16 protein-coding genes are annotated in these 16,648 nt (G+C 68.0%); 10 read left to right on the plus strand and 6 right to left on the minus strand.

The window, feature by feature from the left end:
• The first annotated feature begins 318 nt into the window (after positions 1-318).
• Together GQQ95_RS19685 and GQQ95_RS12760 are read left to right on the plus strand one after the other, a co-directional pair.
• Entirely contained in the window at positions 319-1,194 is an 876-nt protein-coding gene (locus GQQ95_RS19685; RefSeq protein ID WP_281352032.1) for a ParA family protein, read from the plus strand.
• Positions 1,194-2,192: a ParB/RepB/Spo0J family partition protein gene (locus GQQ95_RS12760; protein ID WP_157428042.1), complete on the plus strand. Its 999-nt coding sequence runs from the start codon at positions 1,194-1,196 to the stop codon at positions 2,190-2,192. Before GQQ95_RS19685 ends, GQQ95_RS12760 begins: the two co-directional genes overlap by 1 nt.
• A gap of 115 nt (positions 2,193-2,307) precedes the next feature.
• On the opposite strand, the gene GQQ95_RS12765 is transcribed toward GQQ95_RS12760, so the two are convergent.
• The 6 genes from GQQ95_RS12765 to GQQ95_RS12790 all read right to left on the minus strand — a co-directional run bounded on the left by GQQ95_RS12765 (position 2,308) and on the right by GQQ95_RS12790 (position 10,544).
• Entirely contained in the window at positions 2,308-3,282 is a 975-nt protein-coding gene (locus GQQ95_RS12765) for a D-alanine--D-alanine ligase family protein (protein WP_157428043.1), read from the minus strand.
• Positions 3,283-3,298: 16 nt separating this feature from the next.
• A complete protein-coding gene (locus GQQ95_RS12770) occupies positions 3,299-4,621 on the minus strand; it encodes an aminotransferase-like domain-containing protein (RefSeq protein WP_157428044.1) in 1,323 nt (440 codons plus the stop codon).
• 217 nt (positions 4,622-4,838) lie between these two features.
• A complete protein-coding gene (gene trxA, locus GQQ95_RS12775) occupies positions 4,839-5,162 on the minus strand; it encodes a thioredoxin (RefSeq protein ID WP_157428045.1) in 324 nt (107 codons plus the stop codon).
• A 52-nt stretch (positions 5,163-5,214) separates the two neighbouring features.
• On the minus strand, positions 5,215-6,222 hold the full coding sequence (gene trxB, locus GQQ95_RS12780; protein ID WP_157428046.1) for a thioredoxin-disulfide reductase: 1,008 nt from the start codon (positions 6,220-6,222) through the stop codon (positions 5,215-5,217).
• A 172-nt stretch (positions 6,223-6,394) separates the two neighbouring features.
• Positions 6,395-8,011: a murein biosynthesis integral membrane protein MurJ gene (gene murJ, locus GQQ95_RS12785; RefSeq protein ID WP_157428047.1), complete on the minus strand. Its 1,617-nt coding sequence runs from the start codon at positions 8,009-8,011 to the stop codon at positions 6,395-6,397.
• Positions 8,004-10,544 (minus strand): DUF6049 family protein, encoded by a 2,541-nt coding sequence (locus GQQ95_RS12790; RefSeq protein ID WP_157428048.1) that lies wholly within the window; start codon positions 10,542-10,544, stop codon positions 8,004-8,006. Before GQQ95_RS12790 ends, murJ begins: the two co-directional genes overlap by 8 nt.
• 99 nt (positions 10,545-10,643) lie before the next feature.
• On the opposite strand from GQQ95_RS12790, the gene GQQ95_RS12795 reads away from it, so the two are divergent.
• The 8 genes from GQQ95_RS12795 (at position 10,644) to GQQ95_RS12830 (ending at position 16,538) form a co-directional block, all read left to right on the plus strand.
• The gene (locus tag GQQ95_RS12795; RefSeq protein WP_157428049.1) at positions 10,644-12,080 is read left to right on the plus strand and encodes a CCA tRNA nucleotidyltransferase; all 1,437 of its coding nucleotides are present in this window, start codon (positions 10,644-10,646) and stop codon (positions 12,078-12,080) included.
• A gap of 183 nt (positions 12,081-12,263) precedes the next feature.
• Positions 12,264-12,635 (plus strand): 30S ribosomal protein S6, encoded by a 372-nt coding sequence (gene rpsF / locus GQQ95_RS12800; RefSeq protein WP_067880937.1) that lies wholly within the window; start codon positions 12,264-12,266, stop codon positions 12,633-12,635.
• Between the two features lie 5 nt (positions 12,636-12,640).
• Positions 12,641-13,165, plus strand: coding sequence for a single-stranded DNA-binding protein (locus GQQ95_RS12805; protein ID WP_157428050.1), 525 nt, complete (start codon positions 12,641-12,643; stop codon positions 13,163-13,165).
• A gap of 75 nt (positions 13,166-13,240) precedes the next feature.
• The gene (gene rpsR / locus GQQ95_RS12810; protein ID WP_022889097.1) at positions 13,241-13,501 is read left to right on the plus strand and encodes a 30S ribosomal protein S18; all 261 of its coding nucleotides are present in this window, start codon (positions 13,241-13,243) and stop codon (positions 13,499-13,501) included.
• 11 nt (positions 13,502-13,512) lie between these two features.
• The gene (gene rplI, locus GQQ95_RS12815) at positions 13,513-13,965 is read left to right on the plus strand and encodes a 50S ribosomal protein L9 (RefSeq protein WP_157428051.1); all 453 of its coding nucleotides are present in this window, start codon (positions 13,513-13,515) and stop codon (positions 13,963-13,965) included.
• A 475-nt stretch (positions 13,966-14,440) separates the two neighbouring features.
• Entirely contained in the window at positions 14,441-15,811 is a 1,371-nt protein-coding gene (dnaB, locus tag GQQ95_RS12820; protein WP_157428103.1) for a replicative DNA helicase, read from the plus strand.
• A gap of 144 nt (positions 15,812-15,955) precedes the next feature.
• A complete protein-coding gene (locus tag GQQ95_RS12825; RefSeq protein WP_157428052.1) occupies positions 15,956-16,234 on the plus strand; it encodes a hypothetical protein in 279 nt (92 codons plus the stop codon).
• Between the two features lie 76 nt (positions 16,235-16,310).
• On the plus strand, positions 16,311-16,538 hold the full coding sequence (locus GQQ95_RS12830) for a YkvA family protein (protein WP_157428053.1): 228 nt from the start codon (positions 16,311-16,313) through the stop codon (positions 16,536-16,538).
• Positions 16,539-16,648: the final 110 nt, after the last annotated feature.

A 16,648-nucleotide genomic window follows, 5' to 3' on the forward strand; every position in this document is an offset into this window, starting at 1 on the left:
CGCGAGGAGCCGGACGCTCCCAAGGATCCCGATGAGCATCCGAACCCGCCCATAGTCGAGGCCCCCTTGGCACCACACGTCGCCGTTTCCGATCGCGACCACGACGATCCCGGCGGCGATCCGCCGGTCTTGGCCCACGACGTCGTGACGACTCCGGTCGTCGATGCGCCGAGCGCTCTCCCGGTGAGCACTGTCATCGAGGCACTTCCGGCGTCCGATGCACATCGAGCGTCGCCTGAACTCGACCCTGGCGCGGCGAAGCCTGCGCTCGTACCCCCCGTTTCACGTGAAACGGAGCCCGAATACGGAGGAACTCCCCTGGCCGACCAAATTGCCGACGAGACTCGTCGACGCATCGCACTCGAGACCGCGGTCCTCCCGTTGCCCGCACAGACGCGCGTGTTCACGATCTCCAATCAGAAGGGCGGAGTGGGCAAGACCACGACCGCCGTGAATCTGGCAGCGGCGCTGGCACGATCCGGCGCCCATGTGCTCGTGGTGGATCTCGACCCGCAGGGCAACGCGTCAACCGCGCTCGGCGTCGATCACCGCTCCGACCAGCAGAGTGTCTACGAAGTGCTTGTCGCAGACCTGGAACTTGCGGCTGTCGTCCGACCTTCGACAGAGCACGAACGGCTCGATTGCGTGCCCGCCACGATCCACCTCGCCGGAGCTGAGATCGAACTCGTCTCGCTCGTCGCTCGCGAACAGCGGCTCCGCCGCGCCATCGACAAGCATCTCGCCTCGATGGACCGACCGTACGACTACGTCTTCATCGACTGCCCGCCGTCCCTCGGGCTCCTCACCATCAATGCATTCGTGGCGGCACGAGAGGTGCTGATCCCGATCCAGTGCGAGTACTACGCGCTGGAGGGACTCTCCCAGCTCCTGAGCAATATCGAGTTGATCGAGAAGCACCTGAATTCCGAGCTCCGACTCTCGACCATCCTCTTGACGATGTACGACTCCCGCACCAACCTGGCGCAGCAGGTGGCGCAAGAGGTACGCGATCACTTCCCGGTGGAGACGCTCGAGACGATCATCCCCCGATCGGTTCGGGTATCCGAAGCGCCGAGTTACGGCCAGAGCGTCATCAGCTACGACTACTCGTCGTCCGGTTCGCTGTCATATCGTGAGGCCGCGGCGGAGATTGCACAGCGAGCCGCTTCGGCGGCACGGAAGGAAGCGAACTGATGGCTACGAAGCGCACAGGACTGGGTCGAGGTATCGGTGCACTCATTCCGCAAGGCGAGGACGCCGCCCGCGCGACTCGACCGGTGGACGTGTTCTTCCCGGACTCCGAGGCCGGCCAGTCGGCGTCAGTCGCAGTGGTCGAGGCAGCGGCTGATGCCGCAGAGTCGAGTGGGCTCGTCTCCGTGCCCGGCGCTCGTCTCGCACGATTGAATCCCGATGACATCGTGCCGAATGCGGTGCAGCCGCGGCATGTCTTCGATCCGGAGGACCTCGCCGAACTCGTCCACAGCGTGCGCGAGTTCGGAGTCCTCCAACCCATCGTCGTTCGTCCCCACCCAGACCAGGCCGGCAAGTTCGAACTCGTCATGGGTGAGCGACGCCTTCGCGCCACGAAGGAAGCGGGTCTCGACTCCATCCCGGCGGTCATCAAGGACACCGCCAACGAGGACATGCTGCGCGACGCGCTGCTCGAGAATCTCCACCGTTCACAGTTGAACGCCCTCGAGGAAGCCTCCGCGTATCAGCAACTTCTCGCCGATTTCGGAATCACGCAGGAGGAACTCGCCGCGCGGATCGGGCGGTCACGCCCGCAGATCTCCAACACGCTGCGGCTGCTGAAGCTCCCCGAGTCGGTTCAGGTTCGGGTGGCCGCCGGAGTCTTGAGCGCAGGTCACGCCCGAGCGATCCTCGCAACGGGCGGTGACAGCGAGCAGATGCAGCGCTTCGCGGACAAGATCGTCAACGAGGAACTCTCCGTTCGTGCGGCGGAGGCTGCAGCCACCTCCGCCGCACCGGGTACTTCAAGTCGAGCGAAGCCATCGGCCGGCAAGCGGCAGGATTTCCTCGATGATCTCGCCGGGCGCCTCGGAGACCGGCTGAACACGCGGGTGAACATCAAGCTCGGTGCGCGAAAAGGCCAGATCAGCATAGATTTCGCGACCGTTCAGGACCTTCGGCGGATCCTCACGGATCTTGGCGAAGAACTCGAAGGCGTCTGACGCGACTTCCTGCTCAGGATCGTTCCTGACGAAGCGAAATACGACGGAAATCGCCCTCGGTCGTCGCCACTGATCGGACGATCCCTCGCCGGAGCCAACCCGGCGAGGGATCGGATCAGTGAACGGTCGCGTGGTTCGACCTCGCGACGGCTGCAGCGACGAGGCCGGAGTAGACCTCCGCCGCGGTCGTTCCCGAGGCCTCGATGGCGAGGGGCAGAAGCGAAGTCTCAGTCAAGCCCGGGATGACGTTCGCCTCCAGGAACCACGGAGTACCCGCGGCATCCACGATGAAGTCGACGCGGGAGAGCTCGCGCAGCCCGAGCGCCGTGTGTGCGTTCACCGCTGCCGCCGCGACCGTTTCGATGACCGCGGGCTCGAGTCGCGACGGCGCGTAGAAGGTCGTCTCCCCCGCGTTGTACCGAGCCTGGAAACTGTAGATGCCATTGGAGGGTTCGATCTCCACGGGCGTCAGCGCGACCGGGCCGTCGCCGGCGTCGATGACGCCGACGGCGATCTCGGTGCCGACGATGCGTCGTTCGACCACGACGACGTCCGCGTAGGTGAATGCCTCGACCATGGCTCGGGGCAGGTCGTTCGAGTCGGTGACGATCGAGACTCCCTGAGCCGAGCCGCCCATCGCCGGCTTCACGACGAGGTCGTCGGGGAGGGAGTCGCGCACGACACGGAGCACCCCTGAGGCTCCCAGTTCGCGGAACGCCTCGTGCGAGAGCACGATCGACTCCGGAACCGATGCCCCGGTCGCGGCGATGAGTGAACTCGCGATGGGCTTGGACCAGGCTCGTCGAGCTGCCGCGGCGCTCGAGCCGACTGTCGGGATGCCGAGCGCCGTGAGCAGGCCGATGAGCGAGCCGTCTTCGCCGCTGGAACCATGCAGGGCGGGGAACACCGCGTCGGGTCGTTCGTTCGCGAGGAACGGCAGGAGGCCGGCATCGGGATCGCGAAGGACGACCCGGTGTCCGGCCGCGGCCAGGGCATCGGCGACGCGTCGTCCCGATCGAAGCGACACGTCTCGCTCATGGGAGATGCCACCCGCGAGCACGACGACGTGAAGACCGTTGGAATCGCTCATGATCAGGGGTTCTCCACTACTTCAGGTCGGTCGGGGGTGCCGGTTCGATGCCGGGCTTGATGGGCAGCTGAAGCGGTCCGGTGCCCGCGAAGGTGTCGAGCAGGTCGAGCTCGCCGTTCACGACCGTCGCAAGCCGTCGGATGCCGACCCGAATGGCGTCGGGCGTCGGATAGCAGAACGACAGGCGCATGGCATGGCGCCCGCGTCCATCGGCGAAGAACGCGGTGCCCGGCGTATAGGCGACGAGCTCCTTGACGGCCCTCGGCAGCATCTGCTTGGAGTCGAGGACGTCGGGCATCGTCACCCAGACATAGAAACCGCCGTTGGGGTTGGTCCAACTGAGTTGCGGAAGGTACTCCCCCAGAGCCTCGATCATCGCGTCCTTGCGTTCGCGGTAGACCCCTCGGAAGGTGTCGATCTGTCCGCGCCAGTCGGTACTGGACAGGTACTCGGAGACGACGAGTTGGCTGAACGAGCTCGGCGAGAGGATGGCGGCCTCGGCGGCGAGGATGAGCTTCTCGCGGATGGCATGCGGGGCGAGTGCCCAGCCCACGCGGAACCCGGGTGCCAACGTCTTGGAGAACGACCCCAGGTAGATGACGCCTTCCGGGTCGAGTGACCGCAGGGCGTTCGGGGCGGGCTCGTCGAAGTGGAGCAGGCCGTACGGGTTGTCCTCGAGGACGAGGATCTCGTTCGCGCGGCAGATCTCGAGGATCTCGGGTCGGCGTTCGGCCGAGAGCGTGACGCCGGCCGGGTTGTGGAAGTTCGGGATCGTGTAGAGGAACTTGATGCGCCGGCTCTGGCCGCGAAGGTGGGCGATCGTCTGGCGCAGTGCCTCGGGGATGAGACCGTGCTCGTCCATGGCCACATGGACGACGCTCGCCTGGTAGGAGCGGAAGACGCCGAGCGCACCGACGTAGCTCGGAGACTCCGCGAGGATCACGTCACCGGGATCGATGAACAGCTTGGCGACGAGATCGAGCGCCTGCTGCGAGCCGGTCGACGTCACGACGTTGTCGACGGACCCCTGGATGCCCTCGAGCGCCATCACGTCGAGGATGTGCTCGCGCAGCGCGGGAATGCCCTGACCAGAGCCGTATTGCAGAGCGGTGGGGCCCTCGGTGCGCATGACCCGGTCCATCGACGACAGGATGAGGTCCTGCGGCAGGGCGGACACGTACGGCATGCCGCCGGCGAGCGAGACGACCTCGGGTCGCGAGGCGACGGCGAACAGGGCGCGAACCTCGGAGGCGGCCAGGCCGGCGGCTCGCTCGGCGTAGTTCGCGTACCACGGGTCGAGGTTGTTGCCGGTCCGCTGGGGGACGCCGTCAGAGGTCACGAGTGCTGATTCCGATCTGTTCTGGGTTGTTCAATGCTAGTTGCCGCCCGGAGGATGACTCGCCATGCGTCGTGGTCGCCGGCCATGCGACGAGGTCGCGGTGCATCCCCGGTCGTCGAGCGCTGCGCGCGGCATCCGCTCGGGTGTTCGCCTGCCCGAATGCGAAAGACCCGCCCGGCGTGTGCCGGGCGGGTCTCGAGCGTGACGAGGCGGCCGACTACGAGATGTAGGCGGCGAGGTCGGCCTCGAGGGCGGGCTTCGGCTTGGCGCCGATGACGGTCTTGACGACCTCGCCCTTCTCGAAGACCTTGAACGCCGGGATGGCGGTGATCTGGTACTTCATCGCGAGCTGCGGGTTCTCGTCGACGTTGAGCTTGACGATGTCGAGCTTGTCGGCGTGCTCGCTGGCGATCTGGTCGAGGATCGGGCTGACCGCGCGACACGGCCCGCACCACTCGGCCCAGAAGTCGACGAGGACGGCCTTCTCGTTGTTCAGGACCTCCTGCTCGAAGGTGGCCTCGGTCACGGCACGTGCAGTCATGGGTGTCTCCTCAGTGTGAATCGTGAAGCGGATGCCGCGGTGCGGCCGGCGTTCAGCGAGCTCGAACGAGCCCGTCGATGGCGACGCCCTCATCGATGGCCTCGGCCTCGATCTCGGCGGCCTCGGGCGATGCGGTGTCCTCGAGCGCGGCGAGGTAGTGCTCCGCATCGAGCGCTGCGACCGTGCCGGAGCCGGCGGCGGTCACGGCCTGACGGTAGAACGGGTCGATCACGTCGCCCGCGGCGAACACGCCCGCCACTGACGTGCGCGACGAGCGTCCCTCGACATGGATGGTGCCCTCGCGCGTGAGCTCGAGCTTGCCGTGCACGAGGTGGGTGCGCGGGTCGTTGCCGATCGCGACGAACAGGCCGTCGAGGTCGAGACCGCGCTCCTCACCGGTGACGGTGTCGCGGAGCGTGACGCCAGTGACGGCGGTCGTGCCGTGGATCGCAGCGACCTCGGAGTTCCAGATGAACTCGATCTTCTCGTTGTCGATCGCGCGCTGCTGCATGATCTTCGACGCCTTGAGGGTGTCGCGACGGTGCACGACGTAGACCTTGTCGGCGAAGCGCGTGAGGAAGGTCGCCTCCTCCATCGCCGAGTCGCCGCCGCCGATGACGGCGATCGTCTTCTGGCGGAAGAAGAAGCCGTCGCAGGTCGCGCACCAGGAGAGGCCATGTCCGGAGAGGACCTCCTCCTCGGGCAGGCCGAGCTTGCGGTATGCCGAGCCCGTTGCATAGATGAGCGCGGATGCCTCGTGGGTCTCGCCGTTGCCGAGCGTGACGCGCTTGACGGGGCCCTCGAGGTCGAGCGACACGACGTCGTCGTAGACGACCTCGGTGCCGAAGCGCTCGGCCTGGGCCTGCATCTTGCCCATCAGGTCGGGGCCCATGATGCCCTCGGGGAATCCGGGGAAGTTCTCGACCTCGGTCGTGTTCATCAGCTCGCCGCCGATCTCGACGGAACTCGCGATGAGCAGGGGCTTCAGCTCCGCGCGGGCAGCGTAGATCGCTGCGGTGAAGCCCGCAGGACCAGAGCCGATGATGATGATGTCGCGCAAGGAGGCTCCTGTCGTCGGTCGGTGGTTCGTGGCATCCGGATCGGTGGATCGGATCGGAGGCAACGACATGGTCAACACAGTCTAGGCGTCGCGTATTCCGGCGCCGTCGGCCCGCTCGGTATGTGACGGATGCCGCGCCGTGGTCGAGTCGTGGAGCGCGGCGGCCGCCGGTTCAACGGCGACGCAACCGGGCGATGAGCGGAGCCGCGAAGCCGTGCAGCTCGGGCGAGCGGAGGAGCCAGAGCCCGCCGAAGTACAGCCCGGACATCACGATGCCGATGACCACCATGGTCACCATCGCACCGGCGACGCTCGAGATGGCGAAGCCTCCCTCGGTCAGTCCGCCGAAGGCGATGAGGAGCACGATGCCCACGCCGACGGGCAGCACGAGGCAGAGCAGCGAACGGCTCAGCGTGCCGAGGATCCGGCGCCCGTCGATGCTTCCGAGGCGGCGACGGAGCAACGCGGTCGCGAGCACGAACTGCGCGGTCACGGCGACGGATGTCGCGAGGGCGACGCCCACGCCGATGAGGTCGAGCGGCAGCAGGAGGGCGCTGAGTGCTCCGATGGCGAACACGATGACTTGGAAGAGCGTGAAGAAGAACGGGGTCCGCGTGTCGTTCAGGGCATAGAAGGTGCGCTGGACCACGAACAGGAGGCTGAACGCGACCAGCCCGACCGAGAAGGCGATGATGACGTTGCCGATGGTCGAGGCGCCGTCGAGGCCCCGATTGAAGACCGCGCCGAACGGGTAGGCGACCACCATCAGGCCGACGGCGGCGAGCATCATGATCATCAGGACACCGCGGATCGCGCCCGACAGGTCGGAGCGGACCTCGTCGAGTCGGTCGGTTGCGGCGTGCTCGCTCATACGCGTGAAGTACGCGGTCGCGATGGACACGGTGATGACCGAGTGCGGCAGCATGAAGACCAGCCAGGCCGTGTCCACGGCGGCGACGGAGGCGCCGTTGCCCGAGGCGACGACGAGGACCTGCGACTGCACGATCCCGGCCCCGGTCGTGAGCAGCAGCATCCCGAAGGTCCAGCCGGCGAGCTTGCCGGCCGCCCGCAGTCCGACGCCCCGCCAGGCGAAGTCGGGACGGTAGCGCAGGCCCACGCGCCGCCAGAACCAGAACAGCACGACCGCCTGCGCCATGATGCCGAGGGTCGCGGTGCCGGCCAGGAGGGCGATCATGCCGGGCGTCCAGTCACCCACCTGGCGGAGGCCGTCGGGGTCGAATCCGAAGATCGCCCCGAATGCGACGAGGCCCGCGATGGCGACGACATTGTTCAGCACCGGCACCCAGGTGAACGGACCGAAGCTGCGTCGCGCGTTGAGCACCTCACCGAGGAGCGTGTACATGCCGTAGAAGAAGATCTGGGGCAGGCACCACCACGCGAACGCGATGGCGAGCGGCAGGATCTCGGCGTTGGAACCGGCATACAGCGCGGTGAGCAGCGGCGCCGCCGCGGTCGCCACGATGGTCGCGGCGCCGAGGATGACGAAGGCCAGGGTCAGGAGCTTGTTGATGTACGCGCTGCCGCCGTCGGCGTGGGCCGAGGCCCGAACGATCTGCGGGACCAGGACAGCGCTCAGGACTCCGCCAGCGACGATCACGTAGACCGTGTTGGGCAGGCCGTTGGCAACGGCGAACGCGTCGGCGCCCGACCCGACCACGCCGATCGTCGCGGCAAGCACCGCCACCTTCGCGAATCCGAGCAGACGCGAGACCAGCGTCCCCGAGGCGAGGAAGAGGCTCGCGCGACCGATGCGGTCGTCGTCAGCCATCGCGCCGCCCGTCGGGTCGGGCGTCGGTGTCGCCGCGGGCGTCCTCGATGTCACGGGTTTCCTCTGCGTCATGGCGCTCCTCGGTGCCGGGAGCGGTCTCGGCGTCGGGCTCGACGTCGGCGTCGGGCGCGGTCTCGGTGCCGGCCACGTCGGTCTCAGCCGCTGCGGCAGTCTCGGCGGCGCGCTGGCGACGACGACGACGGATGTTGCGCCAGATGCCGATGCCGAAGACGACGATCAGGATGCCCCCGAGCACGGCGGCGCCGATGCCCTCCCAGTCGGCCTGGACGTCCGCCTGGATGACGACGGTCGACCCCACCGCGACCCCGGTGAGCGAGGTCAACGAGACCATGAGGAGCACCTCGCCGTTGCCGACACCGGCCGCGACCGGGACGCTCACGGTGTTCCGCGATTCCGGCTCGACCGTCACTTGCACGGGTTCGTCGACGACCAACCGGCCGTTCGAGGGTGCGACGTCGACCTCGACGGTGACGGCGTACGCGGACGTGTTCTGCACGGTGATGGGGATGCCGGTCGAGCTCGCGACGACGAGCACGCTGCTGCTCGGCACGACGGAGACCGAGTCGACCAGCGCGCGCTGCGCGGTGAGCCACTCGGTCGATGCGGCCGACCATTCGGGGGTGGTCGCGAGCCATCCGACGTCGAGGAGGGCGAGGAGGTCGCGCCGGGTCGGACCGGTGAGGTCGGCGGGCTCGGCGAGCAGGGACGAGAACGAGGCGACGTCGGACTCGGCGGACACCATCGCCTGGGCGAGGCTGCGACGACCCTCCCCCTCGATCGAGTCGACGAGCGAGCGCGGAGTGGGGGGCGCGCCGATGGCCTGGGCGAGGCCCGTGGGCGTCACGAACTGCGAACCGGCGAGCTCGACGAGCAGTTCGCCGACGCGTTCGGGGTCCTCGCCGGCACTTCGGGAGAACGTGGCGAGCAAGGGGATCGTCGAGTCCTGGGCGCCGTCGAGGGTGGCACGGGCCAGGACCTCGCTCGCGGCATCCCGCCATTCGAGGTCGCTCGTGGCCGCCGCCGCATCGCGGACCGCGGAGGTCAGGTCCTGGTCGGAGACGATGGCCGTGCCGCCGTCGACCAGGGCGGAGGTGCGAGCGCCGGGGAGGTCCTCGACGTTGGCCGAGTCGAGGATCGAGGTCGTCATCCCTGCGGCGTTGAAGAACGAGATGTCGCCGGGCGCGACGGTGGTGTCGCCGGGCCAGGCGATGTCGGTGCGCGTGTACGACCAAGCCAGCAGTTCGGCAGTGTCGGGCACGGTGGAGACGGGAGCGGTGGGGGTGGGCGTCGGCGACTCGCTGGGGGTGGGCGCGGTCTCGGCCGGGGCCTCGGTCGCCTCCGGCTGCCCGACACCCAGGTCGCCCTGGTCGCCTGCTGCCGGATCCTGCACGAAGTCGTCGGGGTCGAGCACGTCCGCGAAGCTCTCGGGCACGAGCGGAGCGCTCAGGCCGATCTGGGACTGCAGGGCGAGGTCGGCGTCGGCGTAGGCCAGCGGGAAGGTCTCGTTGGGCACGTCGGCGAGGCGCTGGAGCCACTCGAGCGCCTCGGGGGGCGCCGCGCTGCCAAGCGACCTGATGGAGGCGATGACGCGGGGATCGATCCCGATCGCGACCTCGCGGCCGGCCAGCGCATCGAGTTGGGTGCTGAGCGTGCCGTCGGGCGCGGTCCATGCGGCGAGCTCGTCGATGCCGATGAGACCCGTGGTCGCGGTCGGAACCGTCAGCGGAGCCACGAGCGCGATCGGCGCGGCGCCGGCGGCCGTCGAGGCCGTGTTCGCGAGTGCGGAGGTCTGGGTGGCGACCACGACATCGCCCACGCGGAGTTCCGCACCGAGCCCGATGACCGGAGAGCCCGCGACATCCGCGAACGCCTCGGCCGGAACGGTGAAGGCGACCTGTGCGATCGCGCCGGTCGCCAGGCCACGCGTCGGCGACTCGCCCAGCGCGACCGGCTCGGTCGAGAATCCCGACGTCGCGCCCGCGAGCCAGGCGTCGAGGTCGCCGGATGCCTCGATCGGCGAGCCGGCGCGGACGAGACGGAGCCTGCCCTCCTCGAGGAAGGAACCGCTGAGGTTCTCGAGCTCGACGGAGACCGCGACGGCGCTGCCGGCGGCCCCGGGGGTGAACGTCGTCGAGATGGTGGGGGCGATGCTGATGTCGACGCCCTCCTCCACCTTCTGCTGGGCCGTCGACATGGACGCGGACGCGGCGGCATCCGTCGAGTCGGTGACGGCGTCGCTCCGCGTGGCCGATGATGCGGCGCCGACGAGCACGTCGCGGATGCCGGTCACGGGGTCGATGCCGCCGGCCTGCGCGGCGAGCGGCGCCACGACCGCGGCGGCGACGCCGAACGCGGAGACCGCGATGACGGAGCGGCGAACCCAGCGGCGGCGCGGGCGCCCTGCTGCGCCGACTGCCGACGTCGACGAGGTCTCGTCGTGCGCGCCCGAAGCGCCGGTGGATCCGAATCGCCTGCGGGCACGACGACGCCCAGCGTTCGAGTCGGCCACCATGCTCGCGATTCTACGGCGTGAGCCCGTGGCGCCGGTGCGGCGATGCACAGGTTCGGCTCCGCACCGTGCCGTGCGCGGCACCCGAATAGCATTGACGGCATGCAGAGTGTCGCCGAGGCCCTCGCCCGCCTGGGCGAACTGGCCGCTTCGCCGACCGTCTCGAAGCTCGCGGCGGCCTTCGAGCGGGCCGGATTCGAGCTCGCCCTCGTCGGCGGGCCCGTGCGCGACGCCTTCCTCGGCCGGGCGGTCAACGACCTCGACTTCACGACGGATGCCACGCCCGACGAGATCCTCACCGTCGTGAAGCCGATCTCCGAGGCCCACTGGGACATCGGGCGGGCCTTCGGCACGATCGGCGCGAAGGTCGCCGGCGAGACGGTCGAGATCACCACGTACCGGGCCGATGCCTACGACGGCGACTCGCGCAAGCCCGACGTCGTGTTCGGCTCGAGCCTCGACGACGACCTCGGACGGCGCGACTTCACGGTCAACGCCCTCGCGCTCCGACTCCCGAAGCTCGAACTCGTCGATCCCTCCGGCGGGGTCGAGGACCTGCTCGCGAAGACGCTCCGCACGCCGTCGGCGCCCGAGATCTCCTTCGGCGACGACCCGCTGCGGATGCTCCGCGCAGCCCGCTTCTCGGCGCAGCTCGGGTTCGAGGTCGAGGACGGCACGCGTGCGGCGATGACCGAGCTCGCCGACCAGATCGACCGCATCTCCGCGGAGCGCGTGCGCGATGAGCTGTCGAAACTCCTCCTGACCGCGGCGCCGACCGGCGGCATCCGCCTGCTCGTGGAATCGGGACTCGCCGAGCGCGTGATCCCCGAGATCCCCGCGCTCCGGCTCGAGGTCGACGAGCACCACCACCACAAGGACGTGTACGAGCACTCGCTCACGGTGCTCGAGCAGGCCATCGACTACGAGGTCGCTCGGGGCAACCTCGACTCCCCCGACCTCGTGGTCCGCCTGGCGGCGCTGATGCACGACATCGGCAAGCCGGCGACCCGCCGCCTCGAGAAGGGCGGCGTGGTCTCGTTCCACCACCACGACGTGGTCGGCGCGAAGCTCGCCCGGAAGCGGCTGCGCGCCCTGCGCTTCGACAACGACACGATCGCCGCCGTCACGCGCCTCATCGAGCTGCACCTGCGCTTCTTCGGGTATGCGGATGCCGCGTGGACCGACTCCGCGGTGCGCCGCTACGTGCGCGACGCGGGCGACCAGCTCGAGCGGCTGCACATCCTCACCAGAGCGGATGTCACGACCCGCAACCGCCGCAAGGCCGACCGCCTCGGCTTCGCGTACGACGACCTCGAGGAGCGCATCGCCGTGCTCGCCGAGGAGGAGGAGCTCGCGGCCGTGCGGCCGGAACTCGACGGCGCCGACATCATGCGCCTGCTCGACCTGAAGCCGGGACCGATCGTGGGCGAGGCTTACCGCTACCTCCTCGAGGTGCGCCTCGACGAGGGACCCATCGGACCGGATGCCGCGGAGCAGCGCCTGCGCGCCTGGTGGGACGCGCGCGACGCCGACGCCTGAGCCCGCGTCGCCGCCCGCCGCCGGGCGGGGCTGACCGCACGAATGGCGCCTGCACGCGGCATCCGCTAGACTGTCAAGGTTGCCCGTGCGCCTCGAATGTGAGGCCTCCTCGGGTGGCGTATGCACAACCCTCCTGCTGCAGAGATCCTGTAGCCGTTTGAGTCCGAAGGAGGTGGGTTAGTCATGCACCAGTACGAGCTGATGGTTATCCTCGATCCAGAGATCGATGAGCGCACCGTTGCTCCCAGCCTTGACAAGTTCCTCAACGTCATCCGAAACGATGGCGGCACGGTCGACAAGGTCGACATCTGGGGACGTCGTCGTCTGGCCTACGAGATCAACAAGAAGAACGAGGGCATCTACGCCGTCGTCGACTTCACCGCCGAGTCCAAGACCACCGACGAGCTCGACCGCCAGCTGAACCTCAGCGAGGCCGTCATGCGCACGAAGGTGCTCCGCGCGGAAGAGGCGATCGCACAGGTCGCCGCTCACGCGAAGGCTCAGGAAGAGAAGGCCGCCAAGAAGGCTGCCGCTTCGGCCAAGAAGGACGCCTAGTCCCCATGGCAGGCGAGACCATCATCACTGTGGTGGGCAACCTCACGGCAGATCCCGAGCTGCGCTACACGCAGGGCGGACTGGCGGTTGCCAACTTCACCATCGCTTCCACTCCCCGGACGTTCGATCGTCAGGCCAACGAGTGGAAGGACGGCGAAGCGCTGTTCCTGCGTGCGAGCTGCTGGCGTGAATTCGCCGAGCACGTCGCGGGTTCACTCACCAAGGGTTCCCGGGTCATCGCTACCGGACGTCTCAAGCAGCGTTCCTACGAGACGAAGGAAGGCGAGAAGCGCACCTCCATGGAGCTGGAGATCGACGAGATCGGTCCCTCGCTCCGGTACGCGACGGCTTCCATCACGCGTGCGCAGTCCAACCGCGGTGCGGTCGGCGGCGGCGGCAACTCCTTCGGGGGCGGCGGCCAGCAGTCCGACGACGCGTGGGCTCCCAGCGCTCCCGCAGCCCAGTCGGGCGGCGGCGGCGACGTCTGGAACACGCCCGGAACGAACTACGGCGACGAGACGCCCTTCTAGGCCCCAGGGCCGGTGAACGGATGCCGCCAGCCGGGGCATCCGCTCGCACATCGTTTTCAACAGACAGGAAATCCAATGGCTGGAAAGAGCAGCGGCGACCGCCGCAAGCCGAGCCGCGGGAAGGGCGCGAAGAACGCCGCCCCGGCGAAGTCGATCAAGGTCGGCATCATCGACTACAAGGACGTTGCGACCCTTCGCAAGTTCATCTCCGAGCGTGGAAAGATCCGCGCCCGCCGCATCACCGGTGTCTCCGTGCAGGAGCAGCGCCTCATCGCCCGTGCCGTGAAGAACGCACGCGAGATGGCGCTCCTGCCCTACTCGGGCTCCGGCCGCTAAGGAGCACGACAATGGCAAAGGTTATTCTCACGCACGAGGTCACCGGCCTCGGCACGGCCGGCGACGTCGTCGAGGTCAAGAACGGCTACGCGCGCAACTACCTGGTTCCCCAGGGCTTCGCGACGCCGTGGACCCGCGGTGGCGAGAAGCAGGTCGAGCAGATCAAGGCCGCTCGCGCGGCTCGCGCCCTGCACTCGCTCGAGGACGCGCAGGCCCTCAAGGCCTCGCTCGAGTCCACCAAGGTCAAGCTCGCCGTCAAGGCGGGCGTCGGCGGACGCCTCTTCGGCTCCGTCAAGACCTCGGACGTCGCGGCTGCGGTCGAGGCCGCCGGCCTCGGCTCGGTCGACAAGCGCAAGGTCACCATCCCCTCGCCGATCAAGTCGGTCGGGGACCACGAGGCCATCGTGCGTCTGCACGACGAGCTCTCGGCCACGATCACCCTCCAGGTGGTCGCCGCGAAGTAATTCGCGCACGCACGACCAGCGGCGGTTCGGGCTTCGGCCCGGGCCGCCGCTTCGTATTTCCCGGCCCCGTTTTTCGTGCGTCTCATGGGCCTCGAACACAAGGAATCTTCAGTGTTTCCTGTGCTCGTTGTACACAGGTGGGGTATCGCACACCGTGGAGTTCTCAAGAACTTTTTCCACACAGGTGTGGAAACTCTAAATGCCCGATCAAGTCAGAATTCAACTCGTGTAATTCACAACAATTCCACAGATATCCACAGGCTGATTGCACATGTTCTGCGGCGTTTCGCCCAGATTCTCCCCAGAGTTATCCACAGGCTGGGTTGTGCTGTGGAGATGCCTTCCATATCGTGAAGCAGCGTCCCGCGAATCCCCGGTCATCCACCGCGGGAATCACCGTGTCGGTGGTTCCCCGCAGACTCGGTCGTGGGCGCACAACGTGCAGCCCGTGTGGCTGGAACCGGAGGTCATGGAGTTGTCGATCGCGCACATCGGGCTCGCCGAGACGACCGACGACGGAGCCCGCCGCGGTGAACGGGTTCCTCCCCACGACCTCCTCGCAGAGCAGAGCGCCCTCGGCGGCATGATGCTCTCGAAGGACGCCGTCGCCGACGTCATCGAGACCATCCGCGGCGTGGACTTCTACGTGCCCAAGCACGAGGTCGTGTTCAACGCGATCCTCACGCTCTACTCGCACGGCGAGCCGACCGACGTCATCGCCGTGACCGACGAACTGACGAAGACCGGCGAGCTGCAGCGCGCGGGTGGCGTCGAGTACCTCCACACGCTCACCGGACTCGTCCCCACCGCGGCGAACGCCGGCTTCTACGCGTCCATCGTCGCCGAGCGAGCCCTCCTCCGTCGCCTGGTCGAGGCCGGCACGCGCATCGTGCAGATGGGCTACGCCGGCGAGGGCGAGGTCGTCGACCTGGTCAACAACGCCCAGGCCGAGATCTACTCGGTGACCGGGTCCGTCGAGACCGAGGACTACGTGCCGCTCTCCGAGGCGGTCACCGTGGCGATCGACGAGATCGAGGCGGCTAAGCACACCGATGGCAAGTTCACCGGAGTGCCGACCGGCTTCGCCGATCTCGACGACCTGACGAACGGGTTCCACCCGGGCCAGATGATCATCGTCGCGGCCCGACCCGCCATGGGAAAGTCGACGCTCGCGCTCGACTTCGCTCGCGCCGCCGCGATCACCAGCGACCTGCCGGCCGTCTTCTTCAGCCTCGAGATGGGCAAGAGCGAGATCGCGATGCGCCTGCTCTCGGCCGAGGCATCCGTGCCGCTCCAGAACATGCGCAAGGGCACCGTCGACTCGCGCGACTGGACAACCATCGCTTCAACCCGAGGCCGCATCAACGATGCTCCGCTCTACATCGACGACTCCCCCAACATGACGCTCGTCGAGATCCGCGCCAAGTGTCGCCGGCTCAAGCAGCGCGTCGGCCTCAAGATGGTCGTCATCGACTACCTCCAGCTCATGACGAGCGGCAAGCGCGTCGAGAGCCGCCAGCAGGAGGTCTCGGAGTTCTCCCGTGCACTCAAGCTCCTCGCGAAGGAGTTGCAGGTACCGGTCATCGCCCTCTCGCAGCTGAACCGTGGCCCCGAGCAGCGAGCCGACAAGATGCCCGCGCTCTCCGACCTGCGCGAGTCGGGCTCGATCGAGCAGGACGCCGACATGGTGATCCTCCTGCACCGCGAGGCCGCCTACGAGCGTGACAGTCCTCGTGCCGGTGAGGCCGACCTCATCGTCGCCAAGCACCGTAACGGCCCCACCCGCACCATCACGGTCGCGTTCCACGGGCACTTCTCGCGCTTCGCCGACATGGTGCAGGTCTAGGCGGCCGTGTAGACGTACCCGTCCGGGCTTCGTCACCGGGCGGGTATCCGAAAGACCCCTTCGACGGGGCCGGCGAGATGGCCTCGGCAGTCGACGCACGCCCGCTGCGACCGGGAACCGAGTACGCGGCGCTACCCTTTCGTTGTGCAGCCGGGCGAAGAGATGACGTTCGAAGTCCAGAGTCGCTGGAAGGAAGAAGTCATCTACTGGGAGGGCTCCCGCGGCTTCGTCTTCGAGGCCGGGTGGGGTGTCCAGCCTTTCGTCCTCTACGTGCCCTCGGATAACGAGTGGGATTCCGTGACGGCCGAGTGGATGGTCGGTCGGCGGGCGCTGATCGTCAGCCGCCTCGCGGAGCGATCGGGGCACGTTCTTCGCGAGGGAGGCTACGCGGGCGGCCCAGCCGGGCGCACGCTGGTGCGCTGATCGACCCCGTTCCGCGCGCAGCGAAGAATTGAACTCATTTGCCGTCGTCGCCGTAGTCGTGCCGCACACTGGAAGCATGTGGAGGTTTCTCAAGGCGGTCAAGGATCGCGAACACCGTGTCGCGCTGTCGACGTGGGTCGGCGCGATCGCTGCTGTCGTCTACACGGTCGCACCGATCGATCTGATCCCCGAACTCGTGCTCGGCCCATTGGGATTCGTGGACGACATCGGCATGTGGACGATATTCGCTGTGCTCTTCACACGCGAACAGCGCCGGTGGCAAGCCGGCCTCGCATCGCAGTAGGCCAGGGATCGCCGAACGGGCAGTTCCACGTCGCGGGTACCCGGAGCAGGATCCATCGGTCGATGTGGCACGGACGTGTCGTCCCGTGTGGACTTCGTGCATCGATGGTG

This window comes from Agromyces salentinus (assembly GCF_009749395.1).
Lineage (GTDB): Bacteria > Actinomycetota > Actinomycetes > Actinomycetales > Microbacteriaceae > Agromyces > Agromyces salentinus.

Bases quoted from the DNA above. Each gene is read 5' to 3' on its own strand.
- rpsF (WP_067880937.1), top strand. From the start codon at position 12,264: ATGCACCAGTACGAGCTGATGGTTATCCTCGATCCAGAGATCGATGAG.
- trxA (WP_157428045.1), bottom strand. From the start codon at position 5,162: ATGACTGCACGTGCCGTGACCGAGGCCACCTTCGAGCAGGAGGTCCTG.
- rpsR (WP_022889097.1), top strand. From the start codon at position 13,241: ATGGCTGGAAAGAGCAGCGGCGACCGCCGCAAGCCGAGCCGCGGGAAG.
- GQQ95_RS12805 (WP_157428050.1), top strand. From the start codon at position 12,641: ATGGCAGGCGAGACCATCATCACTGTGGTGGGCAACCTCACGGCAGAT.
- GQQ95_RS12760 (WP_157428042.1), top strand. From the start codon at position 1,194: ATGGCTACGAAGCGCACAGGACTGGGTCGAGGTATCGGTGCACTCATT.
- rplI (WP_157428051.1), top strand. From the start codon at position 13,513: ATGGCAAAGGTTATTCTCACGCACGAGGTCACCGGCCTCGGCACGGCC.
- GQQ95_RS12765 (WP_157428043.1), bottom strand. From the start codon at position 3,282: ATGAGCGATTCCAACGGTCTTCACGTCGTCGTGCTCGCGGGTGGCATC.
- GQQ95_RS12790 (WP_157428048.1), bottom strand. From the start codon at position 10,544: ATGGTGGCCGACTCGAACGCTGGGCGTCGTCGTGCCCGCAGGCGATTC.
- GQQ95_RS12830 (WP_157428053.1), top strand. From the start codon at position 16,311: ATGTGGAGGTTTCTCAAGGCGGTCAAGGATCGCGAACACCGTGTCGCG.
- GQQ95_RS12795 (WP_157428049.1), top strand. From the start codon at position 10,644: ATGCAGAGTGTCGCCGAGGCCCTCGCCCGCCTGGGCGAACTGGCCGCT.
- murJ (WP_157428047.1), bottom strand. From the start codon at position 8,011: ATGGCTGACGACGACCGCATCGGTCGCGCGAGCCTCTTCCTCGCCTCG.